This is a genomic window from Halorubrum coriense DSM 10284, from assembly GCF_000337035.1.
Lineage (GTDB): Archaea > Halobacteriota > Halobacteria > Halobacteriales > Haloferacaceae > Halorubrum > Halorubrum coriense.
In genome coordinates this window covers 1-23,022 of record NZ_AOJL01000056.1, presented here as the reverse complement: position 1 = coordinate 23,022, position 23,022 = coordinate 1, and the positions used below count along the sequence as shown (strand labels likewise).

17 protein-coding genes and 1 pseudogene are annotated in these 23,022 nt (G+C 57.7%); 9 read left to right on the top strand and 9 right to left on the bottom strand.

Annotated elements, in window-relative coordinates:
- Positions 1-38: 38 nt before the first annotated feature.
- Genes C464_RS12740 through C464_RS12725 form a run of 4 tightly spaced genes read left to right on the top strand, consistent with a single transcriptional unit; the run spans position 39 to position 6,428 of the window.
- Positions 39-2,033, top strand: coding sequence for a hydantoinase/oxoprolinase family protein (locus C464_RS12740; protein WP_006114156.1), 1,995 nt, complete (start codon positions 39-41; stop codon positions 2,031-2,033).
- Positions 2,030-3,664 carry a hydantoinase B/oxoprolinase family protein gene (locus C464_RS12735; RefSeq protein ID WP_006114155.1) on the top strand — a complete coding sequence of 545 codons (1,635 nt, stop codon included), beginning with the start codon at positions 2,030-2,032 and terminating at the stop codon, positions 3,662-3,664. The genes C464_RS12740 and C464_RS12735 overlap by 4 nt, the downstream gene beginning before the upstream one ends.
- Positions 3,661-4,446, top strand: a complete 786-nt coding sequence (locus tag C464_RS12730; protein WP_006114154.1) for a creatininase family protein — start codon at positions 3,661-3,663, stop codon at positions 4,444-4,446. Before C464_RS12735 ends, C464_RS12730 begins: the two co-directional genes overlap by 4 nt.
- Positions 4,443-6,428, top strand: a complete 1,986-nt coding sequence (locus tag C464_RS12725; protein WP_006114153.1) for a CocE/NonD family hydrolase — start codon at positions 4,443-4,445, stop codon at positions 6,426-6,428. The genes C464_RS12730 and C464_RS12725 overlap by 4 nt, the downstream gene beginning before the upstream one ends.
- 213 nt (positions 6,429-6,641) lie before the next feature.
- Here the strand turns inward: C464_RS12725 and C464_RS12720 are convergent, their stop codons facing one another.
- From C464_RS12720 to C464_RS12700, 5 genes are read right to left on the bottom strand one after another with little or no spacing between them, the layout of a single operon-like run.
- The gene (locus C464_RS12720) at positions 6,642-7,697 is read right to left on the bottom strand and encodes an oligopeptide/dipeptide ABC transporter ATP-binding protein (RefSeq protein WP_006114152.1); all 1,056 of its coding nucleotides are present in this window, start codon (positions 7,695-7,697) and stop codon (positions 6,642-6,644) included.
- Positions 7,694-8,707 (bottom strand): ABC transporter ATP-binding protein, encoded by a 1,014-nt coding sequence (locus C464_RS12715; RefSeq protein WP_006114151.1) that lies wholly within the window; start codon positions 8,705-8,707, stop codon positions 7,694-7,696. The genes C464_RS12720 and C464_RS12715 overlap by 4 nt, the downstream gene beginning before the upstream one ends.
- Before the next feature lie 48 nt (positions 8,708-8,755).
- Positions 8,756-9,700: an ABC transporter permease gene (locus tag C464_RS12710; protein WP_006114150.1), complete on the bottom strand. Its 945-nt coding sequence runs from the start codon at positions 9,698-9,700 to the stop codon at positions 8,756-8,758.
- Positions 9,697-10,683, bottom strand: coding sequence for an ABC transporter permease (locus C464_RS12705; RefSeq protein WP_006114149.1), 987 nt, complete (start codon positions 10,681-10,683; stop codon positions 9,697-9,699). The genes C464_RS12710 and C464_RS12705 overlap by 4 nt, the downstream gene beginning before the upstream one ends.
- A 20-nt stretch (positions 10,684-10,703) precedes the next feature.
- Entirely contained in the window at positions 10,704-12,407 is a 1,704-nt protein-coding gene (locus C464_RS12700) for an ABC transporter substrate-binding protein (protein WP_080510451.1), read from the bottom strand.
- 489 nt (positions 12,408-12,896) lie between these two features.
- Here C464_RS12700 and C464_RS18555 point away from each other — a divergent pair, with 489 nt between their 5' ends.
- Positions 12,897-13,130 (top strand): hypothetical protein, encoded by a 234-nt coding sequence (locus C464_RS18555; RefSeq protein WP_152420944.1) that lies wholly within the window; start codon positions 12,897-12,899, stop codon positions 13,128-13,130.
- 383 nt (positions 13,131-13,513) lie between these two features.
- Here C464_RS18555 and C464_RS12695 read toward each other — a convergent pair whose 3' ends face one another.
- The 4 genes and pseudogenes from C464_RS12695 to C464_RS19670 form a co-directional block, all read right to left on the bottom strand.
- Positions 13,514-14,482 carry a nucleotidyltransferase family protein gene (locus C464_RS12695; RefSeq protein WP_049911150.1) on the bottom strand — a complete coding sequence of 323 codons (969 nt, stop codon included), beginning with the start codon at positions 14,480-14,482 and terminating at the stop codon, positions 13,514-13,516.
- 498 nt (positions 14,483-14,980) lie between these two features.
- Positions 14,981-15,916 carry an NAD-dependent epimerase/dehydratase family protein gene (locus tag C464_RS12690; protein WP_006114142.1) on the bottom strand — a complete coding sequence of 312 codons (936 nt, stop codon included), beginning with the start codon at positions 15,914-15,916 and terminating at the stop codon, positions 14,981-14,983.
- A gap of 213 nt (positions 15,917-16,129) precedes the next feature.
- Positions 16,130-16,756 carry a hypothetical protein gene (locus C464_RS12685; protein ID WP_006114141.1) on the bottom strand — a complete coding sequence of 209 codons (627 nt, stop codon included), beginning with the start codon at positions 16,754-16,756 and terminating at the stop codon, positions 16,130-16,132.
- A 1,155-nt stretch (positions 16,757-17,911) separates the two neighbouring features.
- Positions 17,912-18,376, bottom strand: a pseudogene (locus tag C464_RS19670) (30S ribosomal protein S15); the annotation flags it as partial.
- A gap of 593 nt (positions 18,377-18,969) precedes the next feature.
- Between C464_RS19670 and C464_RS12675 the strand changes: the two are divergent.
- Genes C464_RS12675 through C464_RS19270 form a run of 4 tightly spaced genes read left to right on the top strand, consistent with a single transcriptional unit; the run spans position 18,970 to position 22,652 of the window.
- Positions 18,970-20,148 (top strand): sugar phosphate nucleotidyltransferase, encoded by a 1,179-nt coding sequence (locus C464_RS12675; protein ID WP_049911148.1) that lies wholly within the window; start codon positions 18,970-18,972, stop codon positions 20,146-20,148.
- Positions 20,149-20,150: 2 nt separating this feature from the next.
- Complete coding sequence (gene glmS, locus C464_RS12670; protein WP_006114138.1) at positions 20,151-22,013, top strand: glutamine--fructose-6-phosphate transaminase (isomerizing); 1,863 nt, start codon at positions 20,151-20,153, stop codon at positions 22,011-22,013.
- Between the two features lie 36 nt (positions 22,014-22,049).
- Positions 22,050-22,448 carry a type II toxin-antitoxin system death-on-curing family toxin gene (locus tag C464_RS12665; protein ID WP_006114136.1) on the top strand — a complete coding sequence of 133 codons (399 nt, stop codon included), beginning with the start codon at positions 22,050-22,052 and terminating at the stop codon, positions 22,446-22,448.
- Positions 22,449-22,481: 33 nt separating this feature from the next.
- On the top strand, positions 22,482-22,652 hold the full coding sequence (locus tag C464_RS19270; RefSeq protein ID WP_006114135.1) for a hypothetical protein: 171 nt from the start codon (positions 22,482-22,484) through the stop codon (positions 22,650-22,652).
- The last annotated feature ends 370 nt before the right edge of the window (positions 22,653-23,022 follow it).

Sequence of the window (23,022 nt, the reverse complement as noted above, 5' to 3'; positions counted from 1 at the left end):
TTGAACGGGCGACCCAGTAGCTGGCAGGAGGGGCAGTCATGACGGCGTCTATCGGCGTCGACGTGGGTGGTACGTTTACCGACGTGGTGCTCGTCGCAGATGGAACGCTCACAACCACAAAAGTACCATCGACAGCAGACCAGAGCGAGGGCGTCATTCGGGGAATAGAGCAGGCCTGCGATGCGGCGGGGATCGATCCCAGAGAAATTACAGAATTCTCGCACGCAATGACTGTGTCGACCAACGCACTACTTGAGGGCGACGGCGCTAAGACCGCGCTGGTGACGACCAAGGGTTTCAGAGATGTACTCGAGATCGGACGTCAGACTCGGCCGGATCTGTACGACCTTGACGCGGAGAGACCGGCCCCATTGGTGAAGCGGCGGAACCGATTTGAACTTCCCGAGCGGACAACGACAGACAGCATCCGCAAGACGCCCGACACAACTGCGATCGAAAACTTGATCGACACACTTCGAGATCGAGACGTGGAGAGCGTTGTTGTCTCGTTCTTACATGCTTACGTCGATCCGAGCAATGAACAGTTAGTTGCCGAGCAACTACGCGAGGCACTCGACGTCTCAGTATCAGCGTCCCACGAGGTTCTGAATGAGTTCCGTGAGTACGAGCGCACGTCGACGGCAGCCGTCGACGCGTACGTCACGCCAGCGATCGACTCATACCTTGGTCGACTGACGGAGCGCGCCGCAGAGATCGGACTCCCGAAACCCCAGATAATGCAGTCTAACGGTGGGATTGCCGAGGCAACTGAGATCCGATCCAACGCAGTTCAGACGGTCCTGTCGGGTCCCGCGGCCGGCGTCGTCGGAGCCAGCAGCATGGCAACGACCGATGACAGAGAGTTCAAGGGGTTCGTCACATTCGACATGGGTGGCACATCAAGCGACGTGAGCCTCATTCGCGACGGCAGCGTCGAGCAGACTACTGACAGCGAGATAGGCGGTTACCCGATTCGGGTGCCAATGGTTGACGTGACAACCGTCGGCGCCGGCGGCGGGAGCATTGCGTGGGTCGATGCCGGCGGCGCACTGCGTGTCGGACCTCAGTCAGCGGGCTCTGAACCAGGTCCGGCCTGCTACGGCCGCGGTGGCGACAAGCCAACGGTGACTGACGCGAACCTCGTGCTTGGCTACATCAGCGAGGGGACACAACTGGGTGGTGAACTTGGGCTAGACGTGGACGCTGCTGTCGACGTGCTTGACCGACTGGCGGATGAGGCCGACTTGGGGTCGGCTCATGAGGCTGCCGAGGGGGTGTTTCGCATCGCGAACGCCAACATGACACGAGCGATCCGCACGGTGACCGTTGAGCGCGGACACGACCCGCGGGAGTTCGGTCTGGTCGCCTTCGGCGGTGCGGGGGCGATACACGCGGCCGCGCTCGCTAGCGAGCTTGACATCGGCACAGTCGTCGTCCCCCATGTTGGCGGCGTGTTGTCGGCGTACGGACTACTCGATGCCGACGAGACATATGATGCTGTTCGGACGTACCAGACGCCGCTGTCGGGGACGACAGCGACCGAGCTCGAGTCAGTGTATGAGCAGATTACGGGTGAGCTGCCGGTCGAGGCGGACGCGTCAGATGTGACTGTCCAGCGTACTGCGGACCTCCGCTACCAAGGGCAGAGCTTCGAACTTCAGGTTGATGCTGGAACGCCGGTCGACACCCAGTCTCTCCGGGCCGCGTTCGAGACTGCTCACAAACGGGTGTACGGCTATACGGCTGAAGAGCCCATTGAGATAGTGAACCTCCGAGCCACCGCCGTAGTCCCCCGAAGCGTGCCTGAGACGGAACTCCGTGAGGATTCGTTCACGAAGCTCGGCGAGCACACAGCAGAGTTTGACGGTGAAAAGTACACAACTCCCGTCTACCGGCGTCCGACAACACCGGGAACCTCTCTTACCGGACCGGCCGTCCTCGAACAAGACGAAAGTACCACCCTCATCCCACCGGCGTGGGAAGCGACCGTACAGACGAACGGCTCACTCGTGCTCACGGAGGAACAGCGATGACCGTTGACGATCTGCGGACCGAGGGGATCGACTCGGTCAGTCTCGAGGTCTTTCGCAACGAACTCGAGAGCATTGCTGAGGAGATGGGGCAGGTGCTCATCCAGAGCGCATACTCGCCGAACATCAAGGAGCGACAGGACTGTTCAACAGCGCTGTTCGACGCCGATGGTCAGATGATCGCTCAAGCCGAACACATTCCAGTCCATCTCGGCGCGATGCCAGACGCCGTCGCGGCGGTAATCGGGTCTGACCCCGAGCCGGGTGACGCCTACATCCTGAACGATCCCTTCGAAGGCGGGACCCACCTACCTGACGTGACGATAGTGTCGACGCTCGCACCGGCGGGCAACGTTGTTGGCTACGCTGTCACACGGGCTCACCACGCCGACGTGGGAGGAATGACGCCAGGAAGCATGCCAGCGGGCGCAACCGACATCTATCAGGAGGGAATGCGTCTCCCCGGCGTTAAACTCCGTTCGGGCGGCGAGTTGAACGAGGATTTGATGGCAGTAATCCTCGCAAATGTGAGAAACCGAACCGAGCGACGAGCAGACCTACGCGCGCAACTGGCGGCCCATGACCGAGCCGAAGATCGGCTTATGGAACTCATCGACGATCATAGTCAGAATCGAGTTGAGCGCGCGTTTGACGCCATCATAGACTACTCCCGCGCTCGAATGACCGATGAACTCGCGGAATTTCCTGATGGAACCTATGAATCCCGAGATGTACTAGAAGGCGACGGTGTGACCGACAAGGACATTCCTATCGAGGTGTCTATCACTGTTGACGGGGCTACCGTTGAGGTGGAATTCGCCGGCACCGCCGAGCAATGTGCCGGGAACATGAATGCGCCGTTGTCGGTCGCAAAGAGTGCGGTCTACTTTGTTGTTCGGAGCATAACCGACCCCGACATTCCGCCGAATCACGGCAGCTATGTCAATATAGATGTGAGCGCTCCCGAAGGGACGTTGGTGAACCCCACTCCCCCAGCAGCAGTCGTCGGCGGTAACGTCGAGACCAGCCAACGGCTCACCGATGTGGTGTTCGCGGCGTTCGCCGAAGCCGTGCCTGAGCGCGTACCGGCGGGCTCGCAGGGAACGATGAACAACCTCATCATCGGAAATCGGGACCGTGATGGTTTTACCTACTATGAGACCATCGCCGGAGGGTCCGGAGCGCGTCCAGACAAGGACGGAATGGACGGCGTACAAGTTGGGATGACTAACACGCTGAACACACCGATTGAAGCGCTTGAGACCGAATACCCGTTTATTATCGAGGAGTACGCCTTCCGCGAGGACAGCGGTGGGGACGGACAGTACCGCGGCGGTTTGGGGATATCCCGCTCGCTTACCGTTGAAACAGATGCTGTTGTCTCGCTCCTGACCGAACGCCGGCGCCACCGCCCCAAAGGTGCGGCGGGTGGAGATCCGGGGGCGACAGGAGAGAACATTATCGACGGCGAGTTGCTGCCTGCCAAGACCACCTGCGAGGTCGAAGCTGGCACGACCGTCACAGTCAGGACTCCTGGTGGGGGAGGGTACGGCGACCCTGACAACCGGTCTGAAGACGACCGTACGGACGATCAACTGGATAATAAAACAACCAACGCACCCGACAACGAATGACTGATACACATCAACTCGAAGAGCTGTCCTGGCCGGCAGTCGAACAGTACCTGGCCGAGAACGAGTCGCCGACAGTGATCGTCCCTATCGGCTCAACAGAACAACACGGCCCCCACCTCCCGCTAGCGGTTGACAGCTATCAGGCGCGAGATCTCGCCGAGGAGATCGCTATCGCGGCCGGCGTGTTGACGGCGCCGCTGATCCCCTATGGTGACGCGAGCCATCATCTTGGATTTCCTGGAACGATCTCACTATCAACGGAGACAGTGGTATCAGTGCTCACAGACGTGTACGCGAGCCTCGCCGGCCACGGCTTCGCGAACGTGATCACGGTTAACGGTCATCGAATCGCCAATCTCCCCGCAATCAAGACGGCAATGCAGCGGAGTTCGGCACAACACCCCGACACCTCTTTCGCCGCGATTGATCCGCTCCGGTTGGGAACCACGGCCCACAATCAGCTCCGAGACGGCGACCCCGAGGATGGGATGCACGGTGGCGAGTTTGAAACATCCTTCATGCTCGCGCGCTATCGCGAACTCGTCGACGAGGACGCCTTCGAGAAGGAGACCGCTGATCCAGGTCCCTATGAGACGCTGAACCTCGTCGGCAACGCTGATCGGGTGCTGACTCCGAGCACACCTCACTCCCCAGAAGAGGGTGATCTTGGCCATGTCGGCGATCCGACGCTGGCCAATGCTGAGAAAGGTGACGCGCTTTGGGCGGAGCTGGTAGCCGACGCCGCCGACTTTATTGACGCCATCCAGGCGGGGAATACATGAGCGAGCAGTGTACAGTTGAGTTTCTGGAAATCCCTCTCGCCGATGGCACGGTCCGCGCAACGCGTCACGAGTCGCCAATCGACGGCCCTCAGCCTGTCGTGCTGATCTACACGCCGTACCACAAAGACGATCTCTCCGACACGCGTTCGGACCCGATGGTTGGCTTCCTGACCGACGCAGGCTACGAGGTGATCGTCGCAGACGCCGTTGGGACCGGCGCCTCTGAGGGCTTAGTTGAGCAGCCGTTTACTGCTGATGAGGGCCGCCATGGCGCGGCCGTTGTTGAGTGGCTTGCGGAGCAGTCATGGTCAAATGGGCGCGTCGGCGTGATCGGGAAGTCCTACCCCGGCACGATGGCGCTGGAGATCGCTGCCGAGGCCCCCGAGGGGCTGGCAACGATCGTCCCGATCCACGCACCGGCCGGTATTTATGACGCCTACTTCGACGGTGGTACACTAGCGTTCCTACGTACCTGTGGCCAGTGGGCGCCAAACTTCGAGTATCTCCCACTCCAGCCACCCGTTCATCGGGACGTAGGTGTCTGGGCTCAGCGCTGGATAGACCGTCTTAACGCGCTGAAAGACCGGAAGCCGTACCTGTTTCAATACCTCTCTCACCTCGAGAAAGACAAGTACTGGGCTGAAAAAGACGTCCCGATCAGTGATGTTTCAGTACCGACGTTGGCCGTAGGTGGCTACCGCGACACTTTCGGTGGTGGAACCCTCGATTACGCTGACCGGATCAACGCGCCGACAGAGGTGATCATCGGTCCTTGGCGACATGCCATGCCCGAACAGGGTGAAACTGCCCGCATCGACTTCCTTGGAGAGATCAAGAAGTGGTTTGATGACCACCTCCGTGATGAGGGTGGCCGAGAGTCTCGCCCCGAGATTCGCTACTGGACCGAACGCCCAACCGAGGACGACCGCCTCAACGGCGAATGGCGGGCCGGCGAAACGTGGCCGATGGCCGAAGACGACGTTGTCAGCTTCGATTTTGCTCCAAATGGCCTCGTGGAGGGAGACAGACTAGCCGATAGTCAGTTAGATGAGAGAACGCCAGCAGGTACGCCGACGGGCGGCACGACTGACCGCTGGGACGTGGATTACGGTGTTGGCCATGCCTCGATCGGCTTTGAGATTCCGGGTGCGACCGACTTGGACACGGCCCCAGACGACAATCGGTCGCTAACCTATGAGACAGGAGTACTCGAGGACGCTTTCGAGCTCACGGGTAGCGGCGAAGTGACATTGGAGGTTGTCCCGGACGGCCCGTCCCAGCTCGTTGCGATCCGCGTTATCGATGTGGCTCCAGACGGGAGAGGCCAGCTTGTCACCCATGGCGTCCGCCGCGCAGAACTTGATGGCGAAATTGACCCACTAGGCGAACCGGGAGCGACTCCCAGACGGCTGGCTCCGGGTGAGCCACACCGCGTCAACGTGTCGCTACGCCCAACTTCACACGTTTTTGAGCCCGGGCATACGCTGCGGGTCGCAGTCAGCGGTGCCTTCTTCCCGTACGTCTCGCCACCGGAAGGGAGCGCTGGATTCTCTCTCCGGACCGCGGGGTCACAGTGTCACCTCCCGGGCAAGTTCCACGATCGGAGTCCGACGTTCAACGATGGGTACACCTTCGATCATCCGGGAGACGCATACGACGAGCCAGCCACCCCTGAGTGGGAGACCACCGTCTCACACGCGACTGACACGGTGACGGTATCGGTGGCACAGTCTTTTGAAAAGACGCTTCCTACCGCTACGTTCAACCACGAGACTGCGACCAAAGCCAGCATCCAGCGCGACAAACTCACAACAGAAACGATCAACCGCCAGACGACGACGACGCTGTCGTTTCCGACTGAGACAGTCGTGTCTCGAATCAGCAACTCGGTCAACCGGTCGTTTGCGACGATGCTGTACACAGTTGAGCGGGACGGCGAGAACATCTACCGTGAGCGGAAACGGGCTGCGGTCAACCGCTGATCAGTCGGGCAAACGCTCGCTTTCTCGGATCAACTATCGATGGGTGGGGACAGACTGAAATACCGAAACGCAGGAGTTGACGGGAACTCCGCTGTGTCATTTTCCCACACGTTTTGCCGTGGGTGAATAATACACTCGCACAGAATCTCTCCACACCCTCGCTCCGCCTAATCGTTAAGAATGAGGGCTTAGCGCCTGTATCCAGCTAAGCTCTCATTCTAACGGAGTCTGTTTTGGTTCCACCTCATGGCACTCGGTCATCCGGACCGCATCATCTGCCGAGGGTACCTCGCGCCATTCAGGGTCGGCCTCGCGGCAGTGTTCGGTCGCGACCGGACATCGCGGATGGAACCGACAGCCGCTGGGCAGGTCAACTGGTTCGGGTACCTCAGAACCAATCCCGGAACTCTCCAGTGGTTCCCGTGGGTCTGGGGAGGGAATACTGTCGATGAGCGCTTTTGAGTAGGGGTGTTTCGGATCATCAACGATCCCGGCGGCAGCGCCCATCTCAACGATCCGCCCGAGGTACATCACGCCGATACGGTCACTGAGGTAGCGCGCCGCGCCGATATCGTGGGTAATAATGAAAAACGAGATATTCCGATCGTCGCGGAGTTCGTCAATGAGGTCAAGCACGCGAGCCCGAACACTCGCGTCAAGCATACTTGAAGGCTCGTCGGCCACGATAAACTCTGGATCAAGGACCAGCGCCCGCGCGAACAGCACGCGCTGGAGTTGGCCGCCGCTAAGCTCCTCAGGGTAACGGTCGAGGAAGTCTCCTGCGGGTAGGAGGTTTACATCCTCAAGTGCGCGATAGATGCGATCGCGTTGCTCTGTTTCATCTGTGATACCATGGATCTCCATGGGCTGGCGTAACAGTCCGCGAACCGTCCGCTTAGGATTGAGCGCCTCAAACGGGTCTTGATAAACAATCTGGAGATGCTGGCGCATCTTTTGCATCTCGCTGTCGGACAGTGAGGCGAGGTCAGTCCCTTTAAATCGAATCTCGCCGGCAGTCGACTCGATGACCCGGAGTAGGGTCTTCCCAAGCGTGGTCTTCCCGCATCCAGACTCGCCGACGATCGAGAATATCTCTCCCTCGTCGATCGAGAGATTCACGCCGTCGACGGCACGAACCCGCTCTTCGTCGGCAAACAACGACTCGAGCCATCCCGTGCTCTTCACATAGTGTTTCTCAAGATTCCGTACCTCAAGGATCGGTTCCTCGCTTGTCTCCGGCGGGGGGGTAGTGGTAGACTCAGAGCTCATAGTTCCGACACCTCCTCGTGGTGGAAACAGGCGGCCTCGTGGGCTTCGCCCACTACCTCAAGCGGCGGCTCCATATCACGACACTGCTCAGTGGCCAGCGGACACCGCCCGGCGAACCGACAGCCGCTAGGCGGGTCCCGGAGGTCTGGTGGTGTCCCCTCTATTGTCTCGACCTGATCCGGCGGTCGTCGCGGGTCGATGAGACTCTGGAGGAGCAACGCAGTATAGGGGTGTTCTGGTGCGTCGTACAGCGTCTCTGCGGGCGCGCTTTCGACGATCTTCCCGCCATACATCACGCCGATGCGGTCCGAGAGCTTCATGATGGCCGCGAGGTTGTGCGAGATGACAAGCATCCCAAAGTTTAGATCGTCTTGGAGCTGCTGGAGCATGTTAAGCACCTCTGCCTGTACGATCACGTCGAGTGCGGTTGTCGGCTCGTCGGCGATCAAGAGGTCGGGCTCGCAGGCGATCGCCATCGCGATTGCGGCCCGTTGTTTCATTCCACCAGAGAGCTCGTGCGGGTACTGCTCAGCCACATCGGGCTGGAGGTTCACCTTTTCGAGTAGCTCGCGGACGCGCCGTTCCCGCTCACCTTCCGGAACAATATTATGAACTCGGAGCGGCTCTCGGATCTGGTCACCGACGGTCTTGACGGGGTTGAACGCGTTCTGTGCGCCCTGGTAGATCATCGAGATATCGGCCCACTGTACGTCCTTGACCTCGGACTTGGGGAGCTGGCCAATCTCTCGACCCTCGAACCGGATCTCACCGTCAACGATATCACCTTGGGGCGGGAGCGCCCGGATGAGGCTCAGCCCGAGAGTGGATTTCCCACAGCCAGACTCACCGACCAGCCCATAGGTTTCCCCGCGGGCGATCTCGAAGTTGACACCGTCGACGGCCCGGACGGGAACGTCGGTCTCGTCCTCGCTGTAGTACGTTGAGAGGTTCTGGACCGATAGTAATGCCCCTGCCGTGTCGGCCGATCGTTCCTGTATCTGCTTACTCATGGATATCGTGTGTTCGTGATCGATCGTTCACCTGTTCGTGGTGAGTCATCAGTCGTCACCCCACGTCCGCCGCTGGAGTCGGGGGTTGAGCACCTCATCTAGTGCACTGCCGACCAGAATAAAGCTGAACGCCGCAAGCACAATGCCGAAGCCGGGGAGGATCATCCACCACCAAGCACCGCTACTCAGGGCACCCTGCTTCTGTGCGAAGTACAGCATTGTCCCCCAAGAGATGCGGGCAGTGTCTCCCAGTCCGAGGAAACCGACCGCAGCTTCCATCAGGATGGTGTACACCATCTGGAGAATGCCGTTAGCGAAGACAACAGGCAAAATATTCGGGAGTACCTCCTGACGCATAATCCGAAGGTCGGAAGCTCCCAGCGCCTGGGTCGACTCAACGAAGTCATTCTCGCGGACGCTCAGCGTCTTGGCTTTGATTGTCCGGGCCGGGATTGGCCAAGAGAGCAACGACAGGATCAAAATAATGTTCCAGACGCTACTGCCCGCATAGGCCGCGAAGACAACGACTAGCACGAACGGTGGGAACACGAGACTCATGTCGATTGCTGTCGTGATCCACCGACCGACGCGACCGCGGTAGTAGCCCGCAGGAACGCCGATGAGCGTCGCTACCAGCGTGGCGACAACGCCACTGACAACGCCGACCAGAAGTGATATTCGACCGCCATAGAAGAATCGCGATAAGACGTCCCGGCCTAGGTCGTCGGTCCCGAGGAGATGTTCGAATGAGGGAGCCGCAAGTGCCGGCCCAACCCCGTAGGCTTCCGGATCATACGGAGCTATCAGCGGGGCTGCGACACTGATGAAGACGACCGCTCCCAGCAGCAGCGTCCCCGCGAACCCCTTCCGGTTGGTGAGGAAATCCCGCAGGAAGCTACGGAACCGATCGAACCGACGGCTGGAACCCTCGTCGATGGACTCCTTCGCCGTGCTCATCTGTTCATCTCCGTCGTCGTAGTGTTGCTGGCTCATTCGCTGCCTCCGATCCGTGGGTCGATGATGGTGTAGAGAATCTCTGCGAGGAACATTGATCCAAGTACCATGATGGCGAGGAAGAAGAACGTCGCCTGGATGACCGGGTAATCGCGAGCCAACACTGCCTCGAACATCAACTGTCCCATCCCAGGGTAGCTAAATACCGTCTCAACCAGCACCGCGCCGCCAGCAAGCCGGCCGATTTGGAACCCAAGTTGAGTCAGGACAGGCGGGAACGCCGGCGGGACAGCGTGGCCGAACAACACCTGCCGTTCGGAGAGCCCCTTGCTCTCGGCGATCTTGATGTAGTTCTCCGGGAGGATGTCAAGTAGACTTCCTCGCATTAGGAACGTATAGCCAGCGAGGAAATACGCCGACATCGTCACTACCGGAAGCACTGTATGGTACGTCAAGTCGACAAAGTAGGCGATAAAAGATGGGTGGTTCGCGCTTCCTGTCGCACCCGAAATCGGGAAAATTGGGATGAGGTAGCCAAAGACGAACACAAGGAGGATGGCGAGCCAGAACGTCGGGATCGACCGGAAGAACAGTGAGGACTGCGTAGTGATCAGATCCTCACGCTCCCCGAAGTTCCAAGCTGCGAACGCGCCAAGTGGGATGCCGATGACGACACTGATAGTGACGCTCGCACCCATCAGGTACAGCGTCCGGGGGAGTCGCTCGACAATGAGCTCCATGACGGGAGTCGGGTATCGAGCGAACGAGACGCCGAAGTCGCCGGTGAAGATGTTCGTTAAGTAGAGCAGGAACTGTTCCCAGAGAGGTCTGTTCAGTCCAAACTCTTGGAGCAGCTGCTGGCGAGCCTCCGCGGTGAACCCAGGACCCACGAACCGCGTGGTCGGGTCACCGGGCATCACCCGCGGGATCGCGAAGTTCACCGCGAGGATGGCGGCGAACGCGGCGAGATAGTTCCGGACTCGTGTGGCGATATACGCTTTCTTCGAAGATGTGCTAGCCATTCGTTAAAGGGTAGAGGAGGTCACTCCGTGGGATCAAGCTGGACCATCGGGCCGGTCCCGGGCTCAAGCCCGTAGGGGCTCTGCATTCCATAGCGGGGGATGGGGTTAGAATTCTCCCACGCGCTGGAACGCATGCCGTGAAGCAGTTGCGGGTAGTAGAGCACGACCCAAGGGAGTTCCTCGGTCAGGATGTCCTGTGCGTCGTAGAGGTACCCCTGCCGTTCTTCAGGGTCGGTCGCGCGACGCTGCTGGCGCATGAGATTATCGAACTCATCGTTGTGATACTGGCTGGTGTTGAGTGTCCCTTCCTCCTCGAATACCGGCGAGAGGAACGGGTCAGGGTCAAACCAGACGCGCCAGGTATTGAGTGTGAGGTCGTAGTCTTGCTCAACGGAGACCTTCTGGGTGTGGGCGTTAGACTCCATTGAGTTAACCTCCACACTAATGCCAACCTCGCCGAGCTGGCGGGAAAGCACCTCTGCAATGCGCGGCCAATTACCCGTGTTCTGGATCGAGAGGACGAGCTCAAGCGGCTCGCCGTCAGGCGTTACGCGGCTGCCACCCTGCTGTTCATAACCATTCTCGGACAGAATAGTCCGGGCTTGTTCCTGATCGTACGCGTAGCTGTTCGTGTCGGGATTATGGTAGAACTCTAGTCCGGGGGGGATCGGCGAGAATCCCGGCGTGGCGTAGCCAGCGTTAACCAGATCTGCGACAGTGCCCCGGTCGACCGCATATGCCATCGCCTCGCGGAGCGCCCGATCCGAAAGCGGAGATCGGTTGGTGTTGATGCCGATGTACGTGACGTATGTCGAGCCGCCTTCGATTACTTCGAGGTTGTTCGCGCTCTCAATCTCGTTAACATACTGCCCGGGCTGGAGGCGCAGCATATCGGCGCTGCCGTCTTTCATCGTCAGCACCTGTGAGTCTGTCGAGGAAATGATCTCGATGCTCACACTCTCATAATCCACGCTCTCGCCCCAGTACTCGTCATCAACCGAGAAATTGATGTACTGGTCCTGTTCGCGCTCCTCAAACACGAACGGGCCACTGCCAATTGGGTCCTCAGTGTTTGAGGCCTCGGTGGGGTTGTCATACTCCGACCAGATGTGCTTCGGGATGACCAACCCCAGATCGGCAAGCACCAGCGGCAACGGTGCGTACGGCTGGGTTAGCGGTGTTGTTACCGTGTACTCGTCTTCGACGGTGATCTCGCTGGGCTCCGCAATGACGCTCGACAGAGAGCCGAGATAGGGCCACTCATACTCTTTGATCGAGCGGAAAGTGAACGCCACGTCCTCTGCGGTCAGCGGTTCGCCGTCGTGCCAAGTGATTCCTTCTTGGATCGTCCAAGTGTAAGAGGCACCGTTGTCTGAGGTTTCCCAGTCCGTCGCGACGTGACCGATGGCCTGCCCCTCGCTGTCGACGCTCGTCAACGGCTCGTACATCATCCGGGCAGCATCGTAGTCCGGAATAGTAAGCCAGCCAAGTGGATTGATATTGTTGACACCGCCGGGCCAAATGATGGTGAGTTCATCGTCACCGGTGCTGCCCCCGCCGGTGGTTGTCTCAGTTTCGTTTGTTCCTTGGCTATCGTTACCACTGGTATCTCCTTGGTTATTGCCGCTACAGCCGGCGAGCAGTGTTGCCGCAGTGCTCGCCCCAGTCGCGCGAAGGAAGCGGCGTCGATCGAGAGCGATCGCGTCGGTGATGTCGTCTGGCATATTAGTAGTCCTCGGTTGTTGTCGTGTCAGTTGACCACCGGAGCCGGATAGACCGGAAACGGTTGGTACACACTGTCACTCAATGCGAGAATACATGCCACATATGTTAAAGATACTTGTGAACGATGAATACGTTTGACTATATCAGTACCCGTTATATGAATGGTTCATATTGACCCATCTTCGACAATCGTACATTTATCATTCAATCGAGAGCCAATGGTAGTTTCCTGTTCACGCAGTCGCGGAAGGACGGCAAAAGCCTCTGTCTGTCTCCCGGTCGAAAAGCCAAGATAAGTATCATGAAATCGCACCCGTCACCACCGCAGCTCAAAGATGCCCCCGAAGGGCTGCTCTCAAGCGGACACCTCTGGCTCCGCGAGCACGTTGTCGGGCCGCGAGTGCGGTTCACGATGAAGCCATCTGGACTGTTGATGTTTCAAACGTGTGTATAAATCTATATAATTGACCAGACACAACCCGGCTCATATGGAGTCCGGTCCCCGTCGCATGCCTGACTGGCCAGAACCATGCGATGATATACTCACTATTGCGACAGCAGAGGAAACAACACTCGTCGACGCTATCTCACGTGATAGACTTGATCGTGAGGATCTTGATACCTTTCTCAACCACGTTGATGCCGCTGCGCATGACGTTGATCCCGGACTCATTCATCTCGTCAAAATCATCGACACCTTTCTTGAGGATCACGACGTGTGAGCAGGCGGCTTAGTAAGCGAGCCGAATAGCTTCCATTCGCGAACGTACTTGCTGACGCGGATTGTATTATCCAGCACTGTACCTGGCTCCACTGCTCTTGAAATGCGTATGAACCCGTCAGGGCAGCACCGCTGCGTGCAGCTTGGGTTAACTACTGATAACCGCAGTAACTGATTTGATCAGAATCTTAGCGGCCGCGGTCGCTCTGCTGTTTTCGGCAGCGGTCGCACTGGGACGCCGCGGAGAGTCCGCGTGGGATCCGCCGTCCACACTCACAACGAGGTCCGTCAGGGTCTGCCATACACTCTGAAAGGGGGTGGTCTCACATAGTCCTCACCCAGCAATCAATCATCTTACGAATTTCCGTAGCCCCCCGTCAGCACCTACTCAGGCCGGTTCAATGTTGAGTGCGCCCCGACAGTACTCTCAGTCAATGAAACGCCATTCACAGCAGCGTGGCTATCAACAATCGAATCCTCTAAACTCGCGTCTTTAACAGACGCTTCCGGGAACACGACTGTCCGGGTGAGTGTTGCATCCGTTACCGTCGCTCCCTCGAGAATCTGGACGCCAGATTCGAGGGTTACGTTCTCAGTGGTTGCGCTGTCAGCGACGTATGTCCCATCGTTGAGCATGAATTCGACAGCGTCGAGATAGCTGTCTGCGGTGCCAATGTCGAACCACGCGCCATCAAAGGTGAACGCGTACGTGGCGGTCCGGTCATGAAGCCACTGGATGAACCAGCCTGGCTCATCGGGGTTGTTGTCTTCTTCGAGATACGTCTCCAGCAAATCAACAGACTCTGCCGGGAACCCGTAGCAGGCAATCGAAACGAGCGAACTTGACGGATTGGCTGGCTTTTCGGTGAACCCGACTACCTGATTATCCTCGACGTCAATCACGCCATAGGAACGCGCTTGTTCCCGTGACCCGACGTCGTACGCAGCGATCATCGGTGCGTCACGCGCAACGAAGCTGTCGATGAACTCACTCACACCGAAGCTGAGATAGTTATCACCAGCGACGATGATCGTGTCGTCGGTAATCTCCTCGCGCTCAACGAGCTGGGCAAGCGCGCTGATCACACCGAACTTCTCATCTTCGTCGGTGGTCTCTTCGATTGACAGTGTGGGCTTGTCGAACTCGGAGTCAGCGAGATACGTCTCGAAGTCGTCGGCGAACCGCTCGTTCGTCGAGAGATACACGTTATCGACGCGGTCGTCAGTCTCCAGTGACGCAAAGATTGGATCGATAATCGTCTCCTCACCAAGCGGCAAGAACATTTTCGGCCGATCTAAGGTGATCGGCCAGAGTCGTGTCGCGTACCCGCCTGCAAGGACGATTGCGTCCATGACTACGCCGTCTGCTGGTAGCCACCTAAGTGTTCACGACTTGTTGTGATCATATGGGGGTTCCGGTGACGGCGCTTGGCCAGCTTGCGGTGTCTCAGCTGTTCTCTGAGCAGACAACTGTGTCGGCCTTATCAGGTGCTGACATCGTGTTCATCCTTCTGGTCACGGCCAAACGCCACTCGTCGCTCCTTGCGGAATCGCTACTGTCACTTCTCTAATTCATAGACGGCGATGTCACCGCCGCAGTCTGGACATTCTGTGGGGCTGCCGGTCACGTTTGTGCCGCAACTGCGACACTCAACGTGTGTCTCAGAGGCTGTCGAGCTGTCGCCCCACCTGGCCAGCATGCGAAGAATGCCTCTCGGCCCCATCGATATGTGTATGCTACTGTTTAGTGCGTATCAATGTATTGGCGCGTCCCGTTGTGGGGGCGGTCTCTTTCTGCCACAATGTCTTGAGGAGCACCTTTGCCCACCCGTAGCGTGCCCGTGTGCTGTACTACTTGACAATCTCGTCAATCAGATCCTGAGCACCCTGCCGCACCGCTTTATCGCTTGACAGCGTTGGTTCCCAGCCTAATTCGGCCAGTTTCTCGATCGACAGCCGCATTTTCGGCACGTCGCCGGTCCAGCCACGGTCCCCGCCGGTGTAGCTGTACTCGGGGGCGACGCCCAGCTCGTCGCTGACGATGTCGGCGATGTCGGTGACTGACGTTGTCGTTTTGGTGCCAAGATTGTAGATGTTGAGCGGTTCATCCGCATGTTTAACAACGTACTTCATGGCTGAGACGCACTCGTCAACGTACATGTAGGACTTCTCTTGGAGACCATCACCGAGGATCTCGAGCTCGCTGGGATCGTCCGTGAGCTTCTCGATAAAATCAGGCACCACATTCCCGCGCTGGTAGGGCCCGACGATGTTCGCAAACCGGAACACCCACGACTGGATGCCATACGAGTGTGCGTATGTCGAGATAAGCGCCTCATCAGCAAGTTTTGAAGAACCGTAGATGGAAATGGGTTCCAGCGGGCCGTAGTCCTCTGGGGTTGGGCGTGGCGCCTCGCCATATACTGTCGACGAGGAGGTGAACGCGAAGTGGTTGACGCCGGCATCACGCATCGCTTCAAGCAGATTGTACGTCATCTCCGTGTTTTCCTCGAACAGCTTTCGATTGTCATCGTAGTTGGTGTCCGTGTAGGCGGCGAGATGAAACACCATGTCGAAATCTGATGTGATGAGCTGGTTGACGGCGTCCTGATCTGTTAGATCGGCTTTCGTGAACGTGACAGCGTCCGGGACGCGCTCACGCTCGCCCTTGGATAGATCATCAGCAACGTGCACTGTCACGCCTGCGTCTGTGAGTTCAGCTGCGAGGTGGCTTCCGACAAGCCCTGCGCCACCCGTGACGAGGATGGTGGCATCTGTAAGATCCATAGGTGTATCTCATCAGCAAACGGCATGTAGATTTGGAAACAGAACTACGCGCTTGACATCCTCCCCGCAATAAAGGGCGAGGATTCCCCGAAGGGGATAGTAACCCTTCGCGACCAGCGATTAGAATCGACCCCGCCTGAGTTGTCACTGTCCCTCCGCTGTGTCTCAGTTTCGATTGCTATTTTGATCTTTTTAGTGGCGCTGCTGGGGAATCTATATGCCACCACCAGACGTCGTCACAAGCACATCTGTACAGATCAACACGCTGTTGAATATCAGTATGATGAGGATTGGCATGACATTGAATAAGAATAGATCCGCGCGGTGTCGTTGGAGTTGCTGTGTGCCAACACGTGGGAGTGTCAGCGAACGGTAGTACCGTTTGTCATTCTCTGCCCGAAAATAATTGAACGGTAAGACATCATCATAGAACTCTTTCGCACTTGAACGCCACCGATATAACAGATAGGCAGCGACTGCCCAAAGCAGGATGCCGACACCGACGATTCCAGTCTGAACCGTGCTCTCAGCAGGAAGGGCGAGAATCGTCGGCATCTTCGAAAAAAAGATGACTGTGATGACGACAAACGAGTATACGGCGTATTTCTGTGTATCGTGCTTGACACGGGTGAACGTCGCAACTTCGCGTACCGCAGCCTCGTCGTCGCCATCTGGATGCGTAAAATCTGGTAGGATTGGTGCGGACTTGACAGCCTTGAATTGGCTCCGATACAGCCGCTGATACGAGGTCCCTCTGAGTTCAATCGCAATCATAGCCGCAAACGGGATTATTTCGACAAATGTCCGAACCACGCCGGTAATGAGAATCTCAGCAACCATTTCCGCTTGCCCTGCTACTCCTCCGTAATCGTGAGCTTTGGTAGGAGTTCTATATCAGCGACAGCTGCTCGTCCACTCCCATCGCTTACAGTATCAGACGTTGACTCCTGTGTCTCAGTGGTTGACTGCGGTCGGAGGCTCGTCTTGAGGAATTCCGTTCCGGAGTGATCAGCACACACCTCGATCTGATACTGTCGCGAGAAGTTGTCTCGATACTTCTCTAGCCGCAGGGGGATCTCGAGACGGGTACTATCCTGCGAGAGGTTCGCATCCGGACCAGACTCTGTGTACCGGACACAATTCTCGGTACAGGTTGCGACGATTGTGGCTTCTGTTGAATGCCGGCGAACATTCCTGAATTTAATCTCATGTGTCGCTTGTTCGTCTGACTCGATAACACAGTCTTCTTCGGTCCCGATCACATGGGACCACAACGTCTGTGTTTGGTGTTCATCGCCGACACCACGCTCGTGGCAGGGGAGTGAATAGTTCGTATCGGACATGTTAAACTTGCGCCAGCAGTTGGTTACGCTCCGTGTCGTGGAGTGTCGCAATGAGATCGGTCACTGACTGCTGCTCTTCTGTTCCGTGGACGGAATCAGCAAATAGCTGCGGGAGAATGTCGGCTACATTGGCACCGTCTTGTTTTAGTAAGACCGTAATCTCAGCATCATGGTCGCCTGGCTGCGATGGCCGGTTCTCCCACGTCACCTCATACTCTGTCGTCATTACTGCGACGAACTCACAACGGCTCTCTAAGTCTTCACGCTCGCTGACCTCTTTCAGTGACCGTTCGAGTGGCTTATGCGCTGGGTGCTCACTCGTACTGAGAATTACTTCACACGGTGTTTCTGGCGTGACCGCTTCGAGACTACTGACCCGTGAGAGGAACGTTCTCACGGTAAGGCTGGCTGGCCAGTAGACCGCGGACTCGCCTGTCGTGAGCCGTTCATAGGTGATTTCACGGTCGCTAGCTTGGACCGGGCCTTTTACGAGCTGGCCGTCTGCGTCTGTTACTGGGAGTGAACGCATGTTTTGGAGTACCTCGGTCAGCGGATCCGCAGTGGCCCCGTCGCTGTCAGTCAGCGGTTGCGTCACACTGGTGTCCCCAGTCGTGGCACGCTCCTCATCGCGACTAGGTTCAACTCGTGACGGGTCGTCTAAAATCTCTTGGGCAATCTCATAGGTATAGCTGAACTCTTCTGGGAGTTCATCGCCACGGTAGTAGTCGACCAGCCGACGAACCTTGGACTCTACATTTTGGAGCGCACGCTTGTTCTGATAGTCTTGTGGATGATCATCCATGTGGTCACGCAGTCGCACTGCCCGCTCCAGCAGGTTTCGTAGATCTTCGGGAAGCACAGCGGTGGCGTTGTGTTCCTCAAGCACTTCGGTGACCTTCTTGCCAGTCGCAGCTTTCACGTCCGGAACTGGCGTCCCTTTCACCCCCTCATCGCGCAATTTTAGCCCAATCTGAGAGGGATCGTTTCCGTCCTCGGCTAGTTTGAGGATACGCGCTTCAACCTCAGCGGGATCAACGTCACTCCACGCAGGCGGCTCGTCGTCCGGTGGCTTGGTTGACCCGCTTTGGCCATTCCGTCCTGTATGCATTCGAGCCATATTTTTTGTTATCCTACTAAGGTATCGCTATTAAATTATTTCCTCGGAGAAAATTGTAAGCTACTTTCTGCCACAGGTTCGCTGGTGTAACCTGTCTCGCGAGTGGCTGAACAACCGTCGAGACTGGGTTGTTCATGATTGTGTGTCAACCGCCCCCAATATGTATTTTGTGCTTACATTCTTTTTGAGTATCGTGTATGTTGCGGCTGTACTCTTCAGTCTGATTTTGCTCATCTCAACCGGCTTGGTTGTCCGGATACAGCCTTTCTAAGAGTCAATCACCGCTGCGTGAAATGGTTCGGTCACCGTGTGAACTTCTCAATATGTTCTTGAGGGGACGATTGTTGGCGGCGTCGGGGACGACTTGATGTCAAATTTTGTCAGCTGTTTTGATGATGGCTAGGTCAAGGGTCGGGGTAAGTGAGTGATCGATGCTTTAGCCCCTGTTTGGGGCATCGGCAAACAAAAAACGTACGTCCAGTGTTGAGTACAGCCGCGTAGTCAGTTGCCGCTTTTCTAGTTATTTAACGGAATGATCACCTTTGGTTGCCGGATCAACGTGTTTTACTATACAGACGAATGACAGAATCCGTATGAGCGAGCCACCGGTACAGGCCGTCATTCTTGCGGCCGGTGAGGGTCGTCGGCTCACCCCACTCACAAACCGACGACCAAAGCCGATGATTCCTGTCGCAAACAAGCCGCTGCTTGAATATGTTGTCGAGGCTGTTGCGGCCGCAGGGGTTGACCAGATCACACTCGTTGTCGGGTACAATCAAGAGCGCATCCGGAACCACTTCGCTGATGGTGACGACTGGGGCGTGACAATAACCTACGCAGAACAGGCGACGCAGCTCGGAACTGGTCACGCAGTTCTTCAAGCAGAGTCAGCTGTTGATGACCCCTTCGTTGTGCTCAATGGTGACCGCATTGTTGAACCGGCAATCATTGAGCGTGTTGCGGCCGCGGTACGAGGTGGCACTTCCCCGACAATGGCAGTGACGACTGTCGAAACACCACGTGAGTATGGGGTCATCACAGGTGCTGGAGACACCGTCACCACTATCGAAGAAAAACCCGACGGCCCAGTTGAGACAAACCAGATCAACGCTGGTATCTACGGCTTTTCGCCGGCGTTCTTTGAGACGATCCGAACGACACACACTAACGGTGAGTTGACGCTGACCGCAGCGCTCAACGAATACGCACGCGATGAGGGCAAGATTACGAGTGTCACCTACACCGGCCAGTGGCTCGATGTCTCGAACCTCTGGGACCTCCTCACAGTCAACGCAGGACTGATCGAGACGACAGCCACAGCAGATGCCGAAGCTGCTGAGAGAGCCGATCGAGAACACGTCGCGGATGACGTGGTGATCGCAGACAGTGTTCGAACCGGGCCGAACGTCACAATCGGCGGCAACACGGCTATCGGCCGGAACGTAACGATTGAATCGAACGCCGTCGTGGAGAACGCGATCATCTTCCCAGACACCGTGATTGGGGCAGGCGCAGTGATTCGTGATGCGGTGGTCGCAAGCAACGTTCGCATCGGCCCGAACGTGACCGTTGACGGCCCGGCAGCGCAGATGGTTGTTGAAGACACAGTTCATCACGATATCGAACTCGGCGGCGTCATTGGTGATAACACGACGATTGGGGCTGGTGCGACACTGACGACCGGTGCGGTGGTTGGCGATGACGTCGAAGCCGACGCGGGCGTTACGATCGATAGTCGAATTGCGGCGGGCACAACGGTGCGGCGAGGATAACCATGTGTGGCATTATTGGGTACGTTCAAGCGACCGGTGAACAGGCGTCAGCAACAGCGGCGGCAAGCGATGGTGGCCTCACGCAAGCAACTGGCGAGATTATCCACGAGGGGCTCCGGAACCTGGAGTATCGTGGGTATGACTCCGTTGGGGTCGCACTGGTGGGCGATGTAAGCGGGCTCACCGTCAGCAAACAGTCGGGTGAGGTAGATGGCCTCGACATACCAGCGATTGGAGACGCGACCCATGGTATTGGCCACACTCGGTGGAGCACGCACGGGCCGCCGACGGACTCAAATGCGCATCCGCACACGGACTGCGGTGGTGACGTCGCGGTCGTCCACAATGGCATTATCGAGAACTACGAGGAACTCAAACAGGAGTTGTCAGCGCATGAGTTCACGAGCGATACAGACACTGAGGTCATTCCACACCTGATCGAGGAGGAACTCGCTGCTGATCCTGACGCTGATTTGCTGGCCGCAGTCCGGCGCGTTGAGACACGGCTGGAAGGGAGCTACGCGATCTGTGCGGTTCGTGAGGATGATGATCGGATTATTGTCGCTCGTCGTGGGAGTCCCCTTGTCTTGGGGCATGGCGACCACACGGCGTTTGTCGCGAGTGACGTGACGGCGTTTTTAGAACACACGCGTGAGGTGACGTATCTCGAGGATGGAGATGTGGCCGCGCTTGAGGCCGGTGACGTCTCGGTGTATCACGATGGGGACGTCGTCGATCGTGGTTCCGAGACCGTCACCTGGGAGGCAGATGCCGCAGAGAAAGGCGGCTATGAACACTATATGCGTAAAGAGATCCACGAACAGCCCGAGGCGCTCCGCCAAACCCTTGCGGGCCGGCTCGACGTCGATGCGGGGAACGTGGATCTTGACGTGTCGTTCCCGCCGGGCTTTCTCGCTGATCTAGAGGAAATCCGGATTGTTGCCTGTGGCACCTCCTACTACGCGGGCCGGTACGCTGCGCAACTGTTTGAGGAGCTCGCGGGGGTCCGCGCAAGCGTCGAGATTGCCAGCGAGTACGAGTTCGGCGCGGGCCGGACGCCAGATCGGACGCTGGTCGTTGCGGTCACACAGAGCGGTGAAACTGCCGACACCCTTGGGGCAATCCGGCGGGCGAAAGACGCTGGTGCTCGGACGTTCGCGGTGACGAACACCTTGGGCAGTACGGTGACGCGGGAAGTTGACGGGACCGCGTTCATCAGGGCTGGCCCAGAAATTGGGGTGGCGGCGACGAAGACGTTTGCCTCACAGGTCGCGACGCTTGCGATGCTTGCCGTAGCGGTGGGCCGTGATCGGGGCGCGTTGGCGGCGTCGGACGCGCGCTCGGTGTTGGAGGACTTACAGGGGTTACCTGGGGCGGTCCAGCAGGTGCTCGACGAGGAGCCCCAGGTGCGGGAGGCGGCACAGGCATACCAAGATAGTGAGGCGTTCTTCTTCGTTGGGCGTGCGCTTGGTGTGCCGGTGGCGTTGGAGGGGGCACTGAAGCTCAAAGAGATCTCGTATGACCACGCAGAGGGGTTCGCAGCGGGTGAATTAAAACACGGGCCGCTTGCGCTGGTGACGCCTGACACGCCCGTGCTGGCAGTGTTGACCGATAGATCGCGGGGTCGTGAGACAATGAACAATGTGACTGAAGCACAGACGCGTGGTGCGCCGGCGCTGGGTTGTGTTTCGGAGGACACAGAGTACGACACTCTCGACGTCTCATTCGACGTGCCCGACGTGGGAACTGTCGAGCCGCTCGTGGCGAATGTGTATCTCCAGCTATTCGCGTATCACGTCGCGAATGAGAAGGGGCGGTCGATTGATAAGCCGCGGAATCTGGCGAAAAGCGTGACCGTGGAGTGAGGAACTATTAGTGAGAGGTACAAGAAGATCGAACAGATGACTGGAGAGATCGTGTATCCCTCTGTCAACCTCATCCTCGATCTCCACGAACAGATCGTGAATGAGGGTGACAGGACGGAACCAGGTGTTCGATCAAGGGACGCGATTGTATCCGCACTACAGTACATCTCAGAGGGATTCTTCGGCAAGGTCCCTGAGACACTCCACCACAAAGCGGTCCACCTGATGCGGCTACTCGTCGCAGACCATCCGTTCGTTGATGGAAACAAGCGAACAGCACTTCGAACAGTAGTCGTCTTTTACATGCTCAATGGGTACACGTTCGACTACAGCGACGAGATTCGAGCCCTCTTACAGCGATTCGCAACTGATCAAACGACAGTTGATACGGAAACCGCAGTTATCTACTTCCGGGGATGTGCTCGCCGCAACTGATAAACACATACACTGTGTACACTTAGCAAGATAATGGCGTCCAGTACCGATTCCTCGACGACGGTCGACAACGAGGTCCGCCAGCTATACGAGCGGTATCAGGCGGCCGAGAGCGATGCCGAACGTCGTGAGATCGCCCTTGAGATGGGGAAGCTTGACGGGCGCCGCCACGCAGAGATTTATGGGGCTCTCGAAGACGAGTAAGGGTTCTAAGGGGTGACGGTGGAGTGAGCTGACCCAACTTGACATCCTCCTCCGCCTGAAGGCGGAGGAATCCCGAGCGGTGGGAGTTTCAGGTTCGCAACCATGAGTCCAGTTTCTTCTTCGGGAACTCGTTTAACCCATCACGAAACGGTGGCTGACTGGCGGTGCCAAACCGCCGTTACTCCTATCCTCAATGCCGTTGACCCCCAGCTGTTGTTTTTGCCAGCAGGGAGTCGCTGACACGTCAGTGGACTTGGAGTTACCTTTGGGCTTGCTCGACCAACAGGCACAGACGAACGCTTCTGGCATTCGCGTTCACCGTGTTGGTGTTTCGGATATTGTCTCATTAGCGGCGGCGAGGCCGCCTCCG